12 protein-coding genes are annotated in these 15806 nt (G+C 72.5%); 4 read left to right on the top strand and 8 right to left on the bottom strand.

What is annotated here, in order from left to right; all coding sequences use genetic code 11:
• Positions 1-17: 17 nt before the first annotated feature.
• Positions 18-3392 (top strand): pyruvate carboxylase, encoded by a 3375-nt coding sequence (locus ACGFNV_RS17125; RefSeq protein ID WP_393623245.1) that lies wholly within the window; start codon positions 18-20, stop codon positions 3390-3392.
• A 33-nt stretch (positions 3393-3425) separates the two neighbouring features.
• On the opposite strand, the gene ACGFNV_RS17120 is transcribed toward ACGFNV_RS17125, so the two are convergent.
• The 4 genes from ACGFNV_RS17120 to ACGFNV_RS17105 are packed head-to-tail and all read right to left on the bottom strand — an operon-like array spanning position 3426 to position 7809.
• A complete protein-coding gene (locus ACGFNV_RS17120) occupies positions 3426-4394 on the bottom strand; it encodes a PDR/VanB family oxidoreductase (protein WP_393623243.1) in 969 nt (322 codons plus the stop codon).
• 19 nt (positions 4395-4413) lie between these two features.
• Positions 4414-5604: an acetyl-CoA C-acyltransferase gene (locus ACGFNV_RS17115; protein WP_393623241.1), complete on the bottom strand. Its 1191-nt coding sequence runs from the start codon at positions 5602-5604 to the stop codon at positions 4414-4416.
• A gap of 29 nt (positions 5605-5633) precedes the next feature.
• A complete protein-coding gene (locus ACGFNV_RS17110) occupies positions 5634-6239 on the bottom strand; it encodes a histidine phosphatase family protein (protein WP_393623239.1) in 606 nt (201 codons plus the stop codon).
• A 31-nt stretch (positions 6240-6270) separates the two neighbouring features.
• On the bottom strand, positions 6271-7809 hold the full coding sequence (locus ACGFNV_RS17105; RefSeq protein WP_393623237.1) for an AMP-binding protein: 1539 nt from the start codon (positions 7807-7809) through the stop codon (positions 6271-6273).
• A 216-nt stretch (positions 7810-8025) separates the two neighbouring features.
• Between ACGFNV_RS17105 and ACGFNV_RS17100 the strand changes: the two genes are divergently transcribed.
• The 3 genes from ACGFNV_RS17100 (at position 8026) to ACGFNV_RS17090 (ending at position 10871) form a co-directional block, all read left to right on the top strand.
• The gene (locus ACGFNV_RS17100; protein WP_393623236.1) at positions 8026-9264 is read left to right on the top strand and encodes an acyl-CoA dehydrogenase family protein; all 1239 of its coding nucleotides are present in this window, start codon (positions 8026-8028) and stop codon (positions 9262-9264) included.
• 65 nt (positions 9265-9329) lie between these two features.
• Positions 9330-10097 (top strand): SDR family NAD(P)-dependent oxidoreductase, encoded by a 768-nt coding sequence (locus ACGFNV_RS17095; RefSeq protein ID WP_393623234.1) that lies wholly within the window; start codon positions 9330-9332, stop codon positions 10095-10097.
• Positions 10098-10100: 3 nt separating this feature from the next.
• On the top strand, positions 10101-10871 hold the full coding sequence (locus tag ACGFNV_RS17090; protein ID WP_393623233.1) for a ThuA domain-containing protein: 771 nt from the start codon (positions 10101-10103) through the stop codon (positions 10869-10871).
• 40 nt (positions 10872-10911) lie between these two features.
• Here ACGFNV_RS17090 and ACGFNV_RS17085 read toward each other — a convergent pair whose 3' ends face one another.
• The 4 genes from ACGFNV_RS17085 to ACGFNV_RS17070 are packed head-to-tail and all read right to left on the bottom strand — an operon-like array spanning position 10912 to position 15708.
• Positions 10912-11955 carry an NAD(P)-dependent alcohol dehydrogenase gene (locus ACGFNV_RS17085; RefSeq protein ID WP_393623231.1) on the bottom strand — a complete coding sequence of 348 codons (1044 nt, stop codon included), beginning with the start codon at positions 11953-11955 and terminating at the stop codon, positions 10912-10914.
• The gene (locus tag ACGFNV_RS17080; RefSeq protein ID WP_393623230.1) at positions 11952-13052 is read right to left on the bottom strand and encodes an ABC transporter permease; all 1101 of its coding nucleotides are present in this window, start codon (positions 13050-13052) and stop codon (positions 11952-11954) included. Before ACGFNV_RS17080 ends, ACGFNV_RS17085 begins: the two co-directional genes overlap by 4 nt.
• Complete coding sequence (locus ACGFNV_RS17075; protein ID WP_393623229.1) at positions 13049-14581, bottom strand: sugar ABC transporter ATP-binding protein; 1533 nt, start codon at positions 14579-14581, stop codon at positions 13049-13051. Before ACGFNV_RS17075 ends, ACGFNV_RS17080 begins: the two co-directional genes overlap by 4 nt.
• Positions 14566-15708 (bottom strand): sugar ABC transporter substrate-binding protein, encoded by a 1143-nt coding sequence (locus tag ACGFNV_RS17070; RefSeq protein ID WP_393623227.1) that lies wholly within the window; start codon positions 15706-15708, stop codon positions 14566-14568. The genes ACGFNV_RS17075 and ACGFNV_RS17070 overlap by 16 nt, the downstream gene beginning before the upstream one ends.
• Positions 15709-15806: the final 98 nt, after the last annotated feature.

Here is a 15806-nt window from a genome sequence, read left to right as displayed (position 1 = left end):
GCCCGAAGGGACCGAGGATGCTCCGCAAGGTACTCGTCGCGAATCGTGGCGAGATCGCGATTCGCGCCTTCCGTGCCGGATACGAACTGGGCGCGAGGACCGTCGCGGTCTTCCCCCACGAGGACCGCAACTCGCTGCACCGGCTCAAGGCCGACGAGGCCTACGAGATCGGCGAGCCCGGGCACCCGGTGCGGGCGTATCTCTCCGTCGAGGAGATCATCCGCGCTGCCCGGCTGGCCGGCGCCGACGCGGTCTACCCGGGCTACGGGTTCCTGTCCGAGAACCCCGAGCTGGCGCGGGCGTGCGAGGAGGCCGGCATCACGTTCGTCGGCCCCAGCGCGCAGATCCTCGAACTGACCGGGAACAAGGCGCGCGCGGTGGCCGCCGCCCGCGCCGCGGGCGTCCCCGTGCTGGGCTCGTCGCAGCCCTCCACCGACGTCGACGAGCTGGTGCGGGCCGCCGACGACATCGGCTTCCCCGTGTTCGTGAAGGCGGTCGCGGGCGGCGGCGGTCGCGGTATGCGCCGCGTGGAGGACCCCGCCGCGCTGCGCGAGTCGATCGAGGCGGCCGCTCGTGAGGCGGCCTCCGCGTTCGGCGACGCCACGGTCTTCCTGGAGAAGGCCGTCGTCGAGCCCCGCCACATCGAGGTGCAGATCCTCGCCGACGGCGACGGCAACGTCATTCACCTCTTCGAGCGTGACTGTTCGGTGCAGCGCCGCCACCAGAAGGTGATCGAGCTGGCGCCCGCCCCCAACCTCGACCCGGCCCTGCGCGAGCGGATCTGCGCCGATGCCGTACGGTTCGCCCGGGAGATCGGCTACCGCAACGCGGGCACCGTGGAGTTCCTCCTCGACCGCGACGGCAACCACGTCTTCATCGAGATGAACCCGCGCATCCAGGTCGAGCACACGGTCACCGAGGAGGTCACCGACGTCGACCTCGTCCAGTCGCAGCTGCGCATCGCCGCCGGCGAGAGCCTCGCCGACCTCGGCCTGTCCCAGGAGACGGTCACCCTGCGCGGTGCCGCGCTCCAGTGCCGCATCACCACCGAGGACCCCGCCAACGGCTTCCGCCCGGACACCGGCCGCATCAGCGCCTACCGCTCGCCCGGTGGCTCCGGCATCCGCCTCGACGGCGGCACCACCCACGCCGGTACGGAGATCAGCGCACACTTCGACTCCATGCTGGTCAAGCTCAGCTGCCGGGGCCGGGACTTCCCCACCGCGGTCCGACGCGCCCGACGGGCCGTGGCCGAGTTCCGCATCCGCGGTGTGGCCACCAACATCCCGTTCCTCCAGGCCGTCCTCGACGACCCGGACTTCCAGGCGGGGAACGTCACCACGTCGTTCATCGAGCAGCGCCCGCACCTGCTCACCGCACGCCACTCCGCCGACCGCGGCACGAAGCTGCTCACCTACCTCGCCGACGTCACCGTCAACAAGCCCCACGGCGAGCGCCCCGAGCTGATCGACCCCACCACCAAGCTGCCGCGGCTCACGGCCACCGAGCCGTCCGCCGGTTCCAAGCAGAAGCTCACCGAGCTCGGCCCCGAGGGCTTCGCCCGCCGGCTGCGCGAGGCACCCACCATCGGCGTCACCGACACCACGTTCCGCGACGCCCACCAGTCACTGCTCGCCACCCGGGTGCGCACCAAGGACATGCTCGCCGTCGCCCCCGTCGTAGCGCGCACCCTGCCCGAGCTGCTCTCCCTGGAGTGCTGGGGCGGCGCCACCTACGACGTCGCCCTGCGCTTCCTCGCCGAGGACCCCTGGGAGCGCCTGGCCGCCCTGCGCGCCGCCGTCCCGAACATCTGCCTCCAGATGCTGCTGCGCGGCCGCAACACCGTCGGCTACACGCCGTACCCGACCGAGGTGACCGACGCCTTCGTGCAGGAGGCCGCGGACACCGGCATCGACATCTTCCGCATCTTCGACGCCCTCAACGACGTGGGCCAGATGCGCCCCGCCATCGACGCCGTACGCGCCACCGGCACCGCCATCGCCGAGGTCGCCCTCTGCTACACCTCCGACCTGTCGAACCCGTCGGAGCAGCTGTACACCCTCGACTACTACCTGCGTCTGGCCGAGCAGATCGTCGAGGCGGGCGCCCACGTCCTCGCCGTCAAGGACATGGCCGGGCTGCTGCGCGCCCCCGCCGCCGCGAAGCTCGTCTCCGCCCTGCGCCGCGAGTTCGACCTGCCCGTCCACCTCCACACCCACGACACGGCGGGCGGCCAGCTCGCCACGTACCTCGCCGCGATCCAGGCCGGCGCGGACGCGGTCGACGGCGCGGTGGCCTCGATGGCGGGTACGACCTCGCAGCCCTCGCTGTCCGCGATCGTCGCCGCGACCGACCACTCCGACCGGCCCACCGGCCTCGACCTGCGCGCCGTCGGCGACCTGGAGCCGTACTGGGAGAGCGTGCGCAAGATCTACGCCCCCTTCGAGGCGGGTCTCGCCTCACCCACCGGCCGCGTCTACGACCACGAGATCCCCGGCGGCCAGCTCTCCAACCTGCGCACCCAGGCGGTGGCGCTCGGTCTCGGCGACCGCTTCGAGGACATCGAGGCCATGTACGCGGCCGCCGACCGCATCCTCGGACACCTGGTGAAGGTCACCCCCTCCTCCAAGGTGGTCGGCGACCTCGCCCTGCACCTCGTCGGCGCGGGGGTGGCACCGGAGGAGTTCGAGGCGACGCCGGACAGGTTCGACATCCCCGACTCGGTCATCGGCTTCCTGCGCGGCGAGCTCGGGACCCCGCCCGGCGGCTGGCCGGAGCCGTTCCGCAGCAAGGCGCTCCAGGGCCGCGCCGACGCCAAGCCCGTCCAGGACCTGGCCGCCGAGGACCGCGCGGGGCTGGAGAAGGACCGGCGCGCGACCCTCAACCGGCTGCTGTTCCCCGGCCCGACCAGGGAGTTCGAGACCCACCGCCAGACCTACGGCGACACCAGCGTGCTGGACAGCAAGGACTTCTTCTACGGCCTGAGGCCCGGAAACGAGTACGCCGTCGACCTCGAACCCGGCGTGCGCCTCCTCATGGGGCTGGAAGCCGTCGGCGAGGCCGACGAACGCGGCATGCGCACCGTGATGTCCACCCTGAACGGCCAGCTGCGGCCGATCCAGGTCCGCGACGTCGCCGCGTCCTCCGACATCCCGGTGACCGAGAAGGCCGACCGCTCCAACCCCGGCCATGTCGCCGCCCCGTTCGCCGGAGTGGTCACGCTCGCGGCCGCCGAGGGCGACGAGGTGGACGCCGGCGCCACGGTCGCCACCATCGAGGCGATGAAGATGGAGGCCGCGATCACCGCCCCGAAGGCTGGCCGTGTCTCCCGGCTGGCGATCAACCGGATCCAGCAGGTGGAGGGCGGTGACCTGCTCGTCGAGATCGTGTGAGGCGACGACCACGACGGTCCCCGCGAAGCCCTCTCACAGGTCGAGGACCAGGCGGGGCCCGCGGGAGCGGGAGACGCAGATCAGCATCGTCTCGCCGCAGGCCCGTTCCTCCTCGGTCAGCAGCGAGTCACGGTGGTCGGGTGTGCCGTCGAGGACGTCGGTCTCGCACGTGCCGCAGGTGCCCTCGCGGCAGGAGGAGTCCACGTCGACGCCCGCCTCCTCCACGGTTTCGAGCACCGAGCGGTCCGGTGGCACCGTGAGGGTGAGTCCGGAACGGGCGAGCTCCAGCTCGAACGCCCCGGTCGGCCCGGCGTCGGCCGCCCGGGCCGGGGCGAACCGCTCGACGCCCAGCGTGCCCGCGGGCCAGTCCGCGCACCTCTCCCGCACGGCCAGCAGGAGGGGTTCGGGACCGCAGGCGTGCACCAGGGTGCCTTCCCCGGGTGCGCCGAGGAAGGCGGCCAGGTCCAACAGGCCGTACTCGTCCTGCGGGCGGACGAGGACGCGGTCCCCGTAGGGTTCGAGTCGGTCCAGGAACGCCATGGACGCGCGGGTGCGGCCGCCGTACAGCAGCCGCCAGTCGGCCCCGGCCGCCTCGGCGGCCTCGACCATGGGCAGGATCGGCGTGATGCCCACTCCGCCCGCGACGAACAGGTGACGTGCGGCGGGCCGCAGCGGGAAGTTGTTCCGGGGCCCGCGGACCCGTAGGGCGGCGCCCTCCGGCAGGTGGTCGTGGACGTACGCGGAGCCGCCGCGTCCCTGGGGTTCGCGCAGCACGGCGATCCGCCAGACGTCCTGTTCGGCGGGGTTCCCGCACAGCGAGTACGAACGGATCAGCTCGCCGTGGCCGCCTTCGAGGAACACGTCTATGTGGGCGCCCGGAGTCCAGGAGGGGAGTGTCCCGCCGTCGGGGCGGCGCAGGGCGAGGGAGACGACGCCGTCGGCGACGCGGGTGCGGGTCGCCACGACGAGGGTGGTCCCGCCCGGGTTCTGCTGCTCGGTCATGGTGGTTGGGCTCTCCGGTTCAGGCGGACGGCGGTACGTGCAGCAACAGCGCGTCGCCCTGGCCGCCGCCCCCGCACAGGGCCGCCGCTCCGGTGCCGCCGCCGCGCCGCCGCAGTTCCAGGGCGAGGGTCAGCACCAGCCGGGCGCCCGTCATGCCGACCGGGTGGCCCAGCGCGATCGCTCCGCCGTTGACGTTCACCTTCTCCAGGGGAAGGTCCAGATCCCGAGCGGAGGCCAAGGCCACCCCGGCGAACGCCTCGTTGATCTCGAACAGGTCCAGGTCGGCGGTCTTCAACCGCCCGTCCCGGGACAGCGCGTCACGGACCGCGCCGGCCGGCTGGACGAGCAGGGACGGGTCGGGCCCGGCGACGGTGCCGTAGGCGCCGATCTCGGCGAGCGGGGTCAGGCCCTCCCAGCGGGCACGCTCCGCGCTCATCACGACGACGGCGGCGGCGCCGTCCGAGAGCTGGGAGGAGTTCCCCGCGGTGATGGTGCCCCCGCCGGAGAAGGCCGCCCGCAGCCGGCCGAGGTCCTCAACGGTGCTTCCCGGCCGAACGCCTTCGTCGGCGTCCACGACCGTGTCGCCGTGCCGCCCCGCCACCGCGACCGGGGCGATCTCCTCGGCCAGGGCACCCGACTCCTTGGCATGAGCGGCCCGTTCGTGTGAGAGCGCGCTGTACTCGTCCTGCTCCTCGCGGGTCAGCGCGTACGGCTGCTGGTACCGCTCGGTGGCCACGCCCATGGAGACGCCGTCGAAGGCACAGACGAGGGCGTCGCGGTCGAGGGCGTCCTCGACGCCGCCCTTACCGTACTTCCAGCCGCCGCGTGACCCGCGCAGCAGGTGCGGAGCGCCCGACATCGACTCCATGCCGCCCGCGACGACGACCTCGTGCCGGCCGGAGCTGACCATGAGGTCGGCCAGGGCGATGGCGTGCAGACCGGACGGGCAGAGCTTGTTGACGGTGCTCGCCGGGACGGAGAACGGCACACCGGCGCGGATCGCCGCCTGCCGAGCGGGATTGGGGCCGGCCCCGGCCTGGACGACATGGCCGAGGACGACCGCTTCCACACAGGCCGGGTCCAGGCGTACGGCGGCCAGCGCCGCGCCGACGGCGTGCGCGCCGAGGTCGACCGCGGACACGGTGCTCAGGGCGCCCATGAGCTTCCCGATGGGCGTTCTCGCTCCGGCGACGATGACGGATCCGGGCATGGCCGAACCTCCTGAAGGGCGTGGGCGGGTCAGGCTGCCGCGTCGACCGCGCGCTCGGCGATCATGTGGGCCGTCTCGTTGACCGAGTGCAGGACGGTCCGTCCGCCCGGCAGCCGCCGGACCCGGCAGACCGAGGTGTAGCCGGGGTGGAACCAGAACATCGCGGGCAGGCCGAGCACCGTCGCCAGATAGGTGTTGGTGATGCCGCCGTGGCACACCACCGCGACGCGCCCGCCGGAGTGGGCGGCGAGGATGGTGTCCATGGCCCGCACGGCACGCGCGCGGAACGCGTCCCGGTCCAGATCGGGCACGAAGTCCTCGTACCGCCCCTCGGCGAGCGCCACCGCCCGGGGATCGTCGGCGCCGATCTGCTCGGGAGGTGTGTAGGGGTGGGACACGTCGGTGTCCCACTCGCGCAGGTCGTCCAGCACGGTGGCGGTCATGCCCGTGAGCCGCTCCAGGGGCGCCACGGTCTCGCGGGCGCGCTGGAACGGGCTGGTGTACAGCGCGTCGACGTCCTCGTGCGCGAGCCAGGTGGCGAGGCGCTCGGCCTGGGCGACGCCCTCCGGCGACAGCCCCGGGTCGTACACGCCCGCCAGCGGGAGTCCGTGCCGGATGAGGAGGAGTTCGGTCATGGTGGTCCTTCCTGGGGCGCGTGGGCCCGGCTCAGCCGGCGATGGTCCGCTCGGAGCGCCAGTAGGGGCGGCGCATCGCGCGCTTGTCGAGCTTGTCCATGGCGTTGCGCGCGAGCTCCGGGACGAACTCGTACGACTTCGGACACTTGTAGGCGGCCAGCCGCTCGCGGCAGAACCTGTCCAGCTCCTCGGCGGACGGCTCGTCCGCGGCCGCCACGACCAGCGCCCGCAGCGCCTCACCGAAGTCCGGGTCGGGTACGCCGATGACGGCGACCTCGGCGACCGCGGGATGCCGGCGCAGTACCGCCTCGCTCTCGGCCGGGTACAGGTTGACCCCGCCGGAGACGACGACGTCCGCGGCCCGGTCGGTGATGAAGATGTAGCCGCTCGCGTCCACGTAACCGATGTCGCCGAGGGTGAAGACGCCCGGGGAGAGATAGGCGGACTTCGTCTTGTCCGGGTCGGCGTGGTAGCGCACGCCCCTGCCCTCGGGCGCCCGGAACGCCAGCAGTCCGCGTTCGCCGGGCGGCAGGGGGCGGCCGTCGTCGTCGGTGACGAGAACCTCGAACGGGGGCTGGACACGCCCCACCGAACCGGGATGGGCCAGCCACTCGGCGCTGCTGATGCGGGCCACGGTGCCGGCCTCGCTGGCGCCGTACGACTCGGTCAGCACCGGACCGAACCACTCGATCATGGCCCGCTTGACCTCCGGCGGGCAGGCGGACCCCGTGTGGGAGACCTGGAGGAGACTGGAGACGTCGTAGCGGGCGCGGACCTCCTCGGGGAGGGCGAGCAGCCGCTGGAAGTGGGTGGGCACCATCACCGCGGAGGTCACCTCCCACCGCGCCACACGACTGAGGAAGACCTCCGCGCCGTACCTTCCGAGGACGACCACGGGCTGACCGGCCGCCAGATGCCGCAGTGACGTCAGCGGCGCGTTGTGCTGGAGCGGGCCGCACACCAGGTGCGGCCCCGGCGGGAAGCCGGGCCGGGCGGCCATCGCGGCGAGGTAGGCGGAGCTGTCGGCGACCGGACCGCTCACCCAGCGCACCTCCGTGCCGCGCGCCCGGCCCGTCGTGCCCGAGGTGTAGACGAGGGGCGGCCGGGCGGGCCGGCCCGTCGGGAGGGGCCGGGCGGCGGGCGCGGCCGCCAGCCACGGGTCCCAGTCGAAGGCGTGCCCGTACGCCGGGGTTCCGTGCATCACGACCGGCAGGCCGAGCTCCCGGGCCGCGTCGAGGGCCGCACCAGCGCCCGCGGGCCCGGCGATGATCCCGGTCACGCCCGCGTCGATGATCTGGTCGACGAGTTCTCCCGCCGTCAGATGCCGGGACGAGGCCACGGTCCCCACTCCGGCGCGCAGTCCGGCCAGATGGGACACCAGGGTGGGGATCGCGTTGTCGCCGAGGACGGCGATCCGGTCGTCGGGACCGGGCGCCAGCTCCAGCAGTCGGAGTGCCGCTCGCCTCACCCGCTCGGCGAGCTCCGACCAGGTCAGCACGTCGTGGTCGTCCGCCAGCGCGGGCTCGTGGGGCGTCTCCTGGGCGCGACGGTCCAGTGGCAGCAGCGACATGGCTCCTCCGGGCGGCTCCTCGGTCTCTCCCGACGCGGGGAGAGGGCCTCCCCCGACGAGTGGGAGAGTCATTGCCGAGACTGTAGCGTTTATCAAGAAAGTGCGGAACACTCTGATCCGATCCGCCAGCATCTCCGCACCAAACGGGGATGGAGGAGGCGCTGTCTGCCTCCCCTTACTGAAGCTGTCGTCTGGTAAGTGCCTCGAGGAGGAACCGTGTTCGAGCCCGACCTGGACACGTGGCGCACGCAGGCACGGCAGTGGCTGGCCACCGTGCTCGAACCGGCCTCCGGGCCGGACACCACCGCGGAGGACGCCGACCTCGCCGTGTTCCACGACCTCCCCGAGGACGAGGAACGACGGCTCCTCGAGCGCTGCCGCGCCTACCAGCGGGCCCGCTTCGACGCCGGCTACCAGGCCCTGACCCTCCCCGAGGACAAGGGCGGGGCGGGCCTGACCGCGGCCCACGCGGCGATCTTCGCCGAGGAGGAGTCGGCCTTCGACGTACCGCCGTCCACCGAGCTGATCAGTGTCACGGTCAGGCTGGTCGCCCTGTCCGTCGCCGTCTTCGGCACGCCCGAGCAACGCGCGGAACACGCACGCGCGTTCCTGCGTACGGACCTGCTGGCCTGCCAGCTCTTCAGCGAACCCGGCGCCGGATCCGACCTCGCCGCCCTGCGCACCCGCGCCCGGCGGGAGGGCCACACGTGGGTGATCGACGGCCAGAAGGTGTGGACCTCGGGAGCCCGGTTCGCCGACTACGGCCTGTTGCTCGCCCGCACCGATCCGGACGTCGTGAAACAGGCCGGCATCACCGCCTTCCTGGTCCCCATGGACGCCCCGGGCGTGGAGGTCCGCCCCATCCGCCAGATGAGCGGCGGCGCCTCCTTCAACGAGGTGTTCCTCACCGGCGTACGGGTCCCGGACCGGCTCCGCGTCGGGCGCCCGGGCCAGGGCTGGGAGATCGCCACCACCACCCTCGCCTTCGAGCGGACCGCGTCCGGCAGCGGCAACCGCCGCAAGGGCGGCACCTTCGAGGACGTCCTCGCCCTCGCCCGCTCCCTCGGCCGCACCGACGACCCGCTGGTCCGACAGCGCCTCTCCGACCTGTACGTACGCACCGCACTGCGCGCCGCCACCGTGGCCCGCGTCGCCCGGACGAGCGCCGCCGGCGGCCGGCCGGGCCCCGAGGCGTCGCTGACCAAACTCATGGCCTCCGACCTGCTCACCCGCACCGGACAGGTCGCCGCCGAGGTGATGGGCGCCCGGATCACCGCCGACACCGGGGAACCGGGCACCTTCGCCTGGACCCAGCACCTGCTCGGCGCCCCCGGCTACCGACTGGCCGGAGGCACGGACCAGATACAGCGCAACCTGATCGGCGAGCGCGTGCTGAAGCTTCCGCCGGAGCCGCGGGGGGACCGGCTGCCCTTCTCGCAGCTTCCCGGCAACTGAAAGGCCGGGGCCGTTTCGAACCGATCGGCCAGGGCGGTTCCCGCACACACCAAGGAGTGACCTCGATGGATCTGGGACTGACGGGCGCGAAGGCGCTGGTGACAGGAGCGAGCAGGGGCATAGGCCGGGCGATCGCGGGCACCCTGGCCGCCGAGGGCTGCGCCTTGGCTCTGTGCGCCCGGGGCGAGGAGGGGCTCGCGAAGACGGCGGCCGAACTGCGGGGCGAGGGAGCGTCGGTGTTCGCCGAGCCCGTCGACGTCGCCGACCCGGCCGCGCTCGCGGGCTTCGTGGAGCGGGCGGCCGGTGAACTCGGCGGCCTGGACCTGTTGGTGTCCAACGTCTCCGCGGGCAACGTGAAGGGCCCCGAGTCCTGGGAGGCCAGCCTGCGCGGCGACCTGATCCCGTTCGCGGGCCTGGTCGAGGCGGCCCTGCCGTATCTGGAGGCCTCCGAGCGGGCGGCCGTCGTGGCCATCGGAACGACCAACGCCTCCGACACCGCGCGGCCCGCGGGCGCGAATTCCTACTCCGCCCTCAAGGCCGCCGTCGTGCAGCACGCCTCGGCCCTCGCACACGCGCTCGCCCCGAAGGGCATCCGGGTCAACACGGTCTCGCCCGGACCCATCGACTTCCCCGGCGGCGCGTGGGAGACCATCCGCACCAGCCGCCCCGAGGTCTACGAGGAGGTCCTCGCAAGGCTTCCGATCGGCCGCTACGGCACCGCCGAGGACGTCGCCGCTGCCGTGGCGTTCCTGCTCGGGCCCCGGACCGGCTCGTTCTGCGTCGGGGTCAACCTCGTGGTGGACGGCGGGCTGCTGACCCGCGTCCAGTACTGAGCCGTGGCGGGCCCGGCCGGCCGCCTGGACGCCGTCGTGGTCTGCGGCGGCAGGTGGCACGACGTCGACTTCGCGCGACTGCGGCTGCTGGAGCTGCTCGCCGAGCATCCGCGCGTGCGCACCACGGTCCACCAGGACTACGACTGTCTGCGCGAGCTGGAGTCGGCCGACCTGCTCATCACCTACACCTGCGACGTCCGGCCCCGCCCGGCCCAGCGGGAGGCGCTGGTCCGTTTCGTCCGGCGCGGCGGGCGGTGGCTGGCCCTGCACGGCACCAACGCGGTGATCGAGCCGCCGGCCAAGGGCGGGCCACGGGTGTTCACCACTCCTCGGCTGCTCGGTGAGGTGGCCGAGGTGCTCGGCAGCCAGTTCCTGGGCCACCCGCCCATCGAGCCGTACGAGGTGCGGGTGACCCGGCCGGACCATCCGCTGGTCGTCGGCATCGAGCCGTTCACCGTGACGGACGAGCTGTACGTCTGTGAGCTGCACGGAGAGTTGGAGGTGCTGCTGTACGCGGAGTACACGGGGCCGTGCAGGGGCTTCGCGGAGGGAGAGAGGGCTGCCCTCGATTCCGCGCCCCGACCCGTGCTCTATCTCAAGCGGCACGGTGCCGGGGAGGTGTGCTACTTCACCCTGGGGCACTGCCGGGGGCGTTACGACGTTCAGGACCTCGGGGTGGAGGACACGGGGCGCGTGGATCGGGGGCCCTGGGGAACTCCGGAGTTCATGACGGTGCTGCGGCGGTGCGTGGAGCGGGCGGTCGGGTGTGCGTAGGCCGGGTCCCTGGGGGCTCCGCCCCCAGGGGCCGGACGGATCACCCGTGCGGCAGCACCACCGCCCGGCCGTTGATCTCCCCCGCGTGGAGGCGCTCGTACGCCTTCGGAGCCTGCTCCAGCGTGAACGTCTCGACGTGGGACGAGACGAGACCCTGCCGGGCGAGCTCGACGACGTCCATCAGTTCCGTGCGGCTGCCCCAGTAGGGGAACGAGGCGGACACCTCGAACGGAAGGCCCCCGCCGAAGCCGACGGCCAGCGTGCCCCCGCCGAGGCCGACGATCGTGACGTCCCCCTCCGTGGCCACCGAGCCGGCGGCCACCGCGAGAGTCGCCGCGGCTCCCACGAAGTCCAGCACCACCTCGGCCCCGACCCCGCCGGTGAGGTCCCGTATCCGGGCCGCCGCCCCGCCGTCGGAGAGGAGTGTCTCGTGGGCGCCGACGGTGCTCGCGAGTTCCAGCTTCTCCTTGCTCACGTCGAGGGCGATCACCCGGGCCGGTGTCAGCGCACGCAGCAGCTGTAGGGCGAGATGGCCGAGGCCTCCTACACCGATCACCACCGCCGTGCTGCCCGGCACCAGCTTGGGCAGTGACCTCCGGATCGCGTGATACGGGGTCAGGCCGGCGTCGGTGAGCGGAGCCGCCTGTACGGGGTCGAGTCCGTTCAGCGCGACCAGGTGGCGGGGCGAGTCGACCACCATGTACTCCGCCAGGGCGCCGGGGGAGCCGAGTCCGGGCGGCAGGATGCCGAGCCCGGCGGCGTGCGGACAACAGTTCTCCCTGCCCTCGGCGCACGGCCGGCAGCGCCCGCAGCCCCACGGGCCGTACACCGCGACCGCGTCGCCCTCCGTCACTCCGGTGACGCCGCTGCCCAGGGCCGCGACCGTGCCGACGCCCTCGTGGCCGAGCGTCATCGGCAGCGCGTAGGGGAACTGCTCCTCGGGCCAGCCCATGACCGCGAGGTCGGAGTGGCACAGCCCCGCCGCCGTCACCTTCAACAGCACCTGGCCCGGGCCCGGTTCGGGCACGGGCACCTCGACGACCTCGGGGGCGTGTCCCACCCGTCGGTACTGAACAGCCTTCATGCGCGGATCTCCTCGCTGGTGGTAGGACTCGGTGCGGTAGCCCTCCGGCGGCGCAGGACGGCGGGCAGCGCGATCCGGCCGCCCGTGAGCACCAGTGCGACGATGAGGACGGAGCCGGTGAACAGGCTCGCCGCCCACTGCGCGCTGGTGGCGAGCCCGAGGCCGGTGACACCGGTGCCGAGCAGCAGGACCGCGAGCACCGTCCCCCAGGCGTTGAAACGGCCCGCGCGCAGCTGCGTCGCCCCTACGAAGGCCGCCGCGTAGGCCGACAGCAGATACGGTGTGCCGGCGGTCGGCGATCCGGACCCCACCGAGGAAGCGAACACGATCCCCGCGAAGCCGGAGAGCAGCGCGGAGGCCACGAGGGTCAGAAAACGCAGCCGGTCGGTACGCACTCCTTGCAGACGTGCCGCGTCGGCGTTGAATCCGGTCGCGTACAACCGGCGTCCGGTCGCGGTGTGTTCGAGCAGGTACCAGATGGCCACCGCGGCGAGCAGCAGATACAGCACCGGCAGTGTGATGCCGTCCGCGTCGAGCTGGGCGATGTTCGCGAACGGCTTGGCCAGCAGCTGCACGCCGGTGATCGAGCTGTCGTTGGTGACCATGGTGATCAGGGACTGGATCAGCGCACCGGTGGCCAGCGTGGCGATGAACGAGTCGACACGCAGCACCACGACCACGACTCCGTTGACCACCCCGATCAGCAGAGCGGCGGTCATCGCCAGGGCGACCGCGGCACCGGGGCCGAGGCCCGCGGAGACGAGGAAACGGGCCGTCAGCACACTGGTGAGCGACATGGTGTAGGCGACCGAGAGGTCGAAGACGCGCGCCGCCAGCGGAGGGACGACGCTGAGGGCCACGAGTCCCGCCACGGCGTTTCCGTTCAGTACCTGCCGGACCGTGGTGGTGGTCGGGAACGTCTCCGGTGCCCAGACGGAGAAGATCACGATGATGACCAGCCACACGTAGACGGCGCCGACGTTGCGGAACGACAGGGCGGCCGCCGTGCGTCGGCCCCATGTGCTCAGCGCGGACGGCGCGCGTCCGTCCAGTGCGGTCGGCCTGCGCTCCGCGGCCCGGGTCGGGGTGGATGTCATGTCACTGAAGTCCCTTCCATCGCGTGGACGAGCGCGGGTTCGGTGATGTCCCGGCCGCTGATCTCCCGCACGATCCGGCCGTCCCGTACCACCAGGACGCGGGTGCACAGCGAGAGCAGGTCCTGCGTGTCGGACGAGGAGACGAGGACGCCCATGCCGTCGTCGGCCTGGCGCCTGATCAGGTCGTACAGCTGAAGCCGGGTCGCGATGTCGACGCCCGCCGTGGGTTCGCACAGCGCCAGCACCGGCGGGCGCTGGGCCAGACAGCGGGCCATGACGACTTTCTGCTGGTTGCCTCCGCTGAGTGTGGTGACGCGGGCACCACGCCCGGCCGTGCGCACCCCCACCCGCTCGATCCACTCCTGGGCGAGCGCGGACTCACGGCGTCGGCGCAGCCGTCCGGCACGGGTGCGGAACCGCTCCAGGAGGGGGAGGGTGAGGTTCTCGCCGACCGAGAAGTCGCCGATCACCCCCTCGCCCGCCCGGTCCGCCGGCACCAGGGGAAGGCCCAGCCCACGGGCGTGGCGCACGTCGAACCACCGGCCGGAGCGCTCCGGCAGCCGCACCTTGCCCCGCACCGGCCCGCTGTGCGCCCCGCACATCACGTACGGCACGATCTCGTGGCCGGAGCCGACCAGGCCGGTGATGCCCAGTCGTTCACCCCGGGCGAGATCGAAGCCGACCCCCCGCAGAGGGCCCGCCCACAGCTCGCGCACCTCCAATACGGCATCGGCGGAAACCGGCGCGGTCGTCTGCGGCCGGTGGTCGCTCTCCACCTCCTCACCCGCCATCAGCTCCGCCAGTGACCGCGGCGTGAGGTCGGCGACCGGCCGGGTGGCGATCCTGCGCCCCCCGCGTATCACCGTGACCCGGTCCGCGAGCGCGAAGATCTCGTCCATGCGGTGCGAGACGTACAGGACGCCCGCACCGGCGTCACGCACCTCCCGCACGATGTTGAACAGGCGGGACACCTCGCCGGGCGGCAGCACGGCGGTCGGCTCGTCGAGGACCAGGACCCCGTGACGGCCCTCCCAGCCCTGGAGGGCCGCGGCGATGGCCACCACGGCGCGCTGGACGGGGGAGGCCTGGGACAGCGGCCGGCGCACGTCGATGCCGAGGCCGAACCGCTCCACCAGGGCGGTGGTCCGCCGCTCCATCTCCGGCCAGCGAATGTTGCCGAAGGCGGTACGGGCGAAGCCGCGGCTGAGCGCCAGGTTGTCCGTGGCGCTCAACTCGCCGACCAGCCCCAGCTCCTGGTGGACGAACCGGAGCCGGTCGTGCCGGGACGCGGTGACCTGGCCCAGGTCGAACGGCTCCCCGTCCAGTTCGGCGACCGCCCCGGGTTCGGCGTGGTGGTACCCCGCGAGGATCTTGATGAGGGTGGACTTGCCGGAACCGTTGGGTCCGATCAGCGCGTGGATCTCGCCGGCGGCGACCTCCAGGTCGACGTCCCGCAGCGCCTGGGTCGCGCCGAACCTCTTCGACAGCCCGGTGATCCGCAGCACCGGCCGGGTCAACTCAGCCCCCACAGCGCCTTGAACTGCGCCTCGTAGTCCTGGACGAGCGGGAAGTCGCCGTCGGCGGAGGGCAGGTTGTCCTTGGTGACCAGCACGTTGGGCAGCACCGCCCGCTGGTCGACCGCCATCGACCGGCCGGTGAAGTGCCGGGCCAGCGCGTCGACCTGCAACCAGGCCAGCTCGTGCGAGTTCAGCGCCATCGCGCCGTCGGTGAGACCACCCTGGATGTACTGGTAGTTCTGCGCGTCGCCGACGTTGACGACGATGTGCTTGCCGGTGATGCCGGCGGTCTTCAGCGCGGCCGGGACACCCACGTTGAGCAGGCCCAGGGAGAAGACGACGTAGGTCACCTTCGGGTGCGACCTGAGGTACGACACCACCCGGTCCGGCATGTCCTTGCCGACCGCGGTGATCGGCACGTCGACGCTGTCCAGGTCACAAGTCGGGCACCACTGCGCGTACTTGGCGGCGAAGGAGTCCTTGACGGGCTTGAGGATCGTGTAGGCCGGCAGATCGAAGTAGACCGTGTCGGCCTTGGCGCCGCTGTGCGACACCACCCACGAGGCGAGCATCTCACCCTGGACGCCGACGTCGTGGGGGCCGTTCTTCAACAGGGAGATGCCGTCCCCCACCACGTCGTCGGCGTTCGACTGCAGGACGGGGACGCCGGCCGCCTTCAGCTGCGCCAGCTGCTTGGCGTACACGGCCCGCGGGAAGCCGGAGCCGATCACGGCGTCCGGCTTGTCGCGCACGGCCTGTTCGTAGGCGGCCTGGACGGACTCCGGGGTGCCCTGCGTGGCGATCTGCTTGACCTTCCAGCCGAGTTCCTTCGCACCGGCGGTGAAGAAGTCGGCCAGGTCCTTGCAGGACTGGACGCCGCAGAGAATGAAGTCGATCTTCTTGCCCTTGGGGATGTCCGTGTTCACCGGCTCGGTGACGGGGATGCCGGTCGGGCGCTCCGCGTACTTCAGCGCGGCGGCACGCGCCGCCGTCAGACCGGAGGAGTCGTTCGCCGCCGCCGGCGAGGCGTCGGCCGCCTCTGGTGTGTCGTTGCCGCACCCCGCGAGGGCGAGCAGGGCGGAGACGGAGGTGATAGCGGTGACGGCGCGGCGAACCGCGCGACCGGGTGAGGAACTCATCGTCGAGTACTCCCGTGCGTTCAGACGGATCCGGTGCCGCCCGGATGGGGACGGCACACCGGGGGATCGAGAGGGATGCATCCAACGCCGTCGTGGGG

The sequence above is a fragment of the Streptomyces sp. NPDC048751 genome, assembly GCF_043198595.1.
Classification (GTDB): domain Bacteria; phylum Actinomycetota; class Actinomycetes; order Streptomycetales; family Streptomycetaceae; genus Streptomyces.
This window is presented reverse-complemented; position numbering and strand designations above follow the sequence as displayed.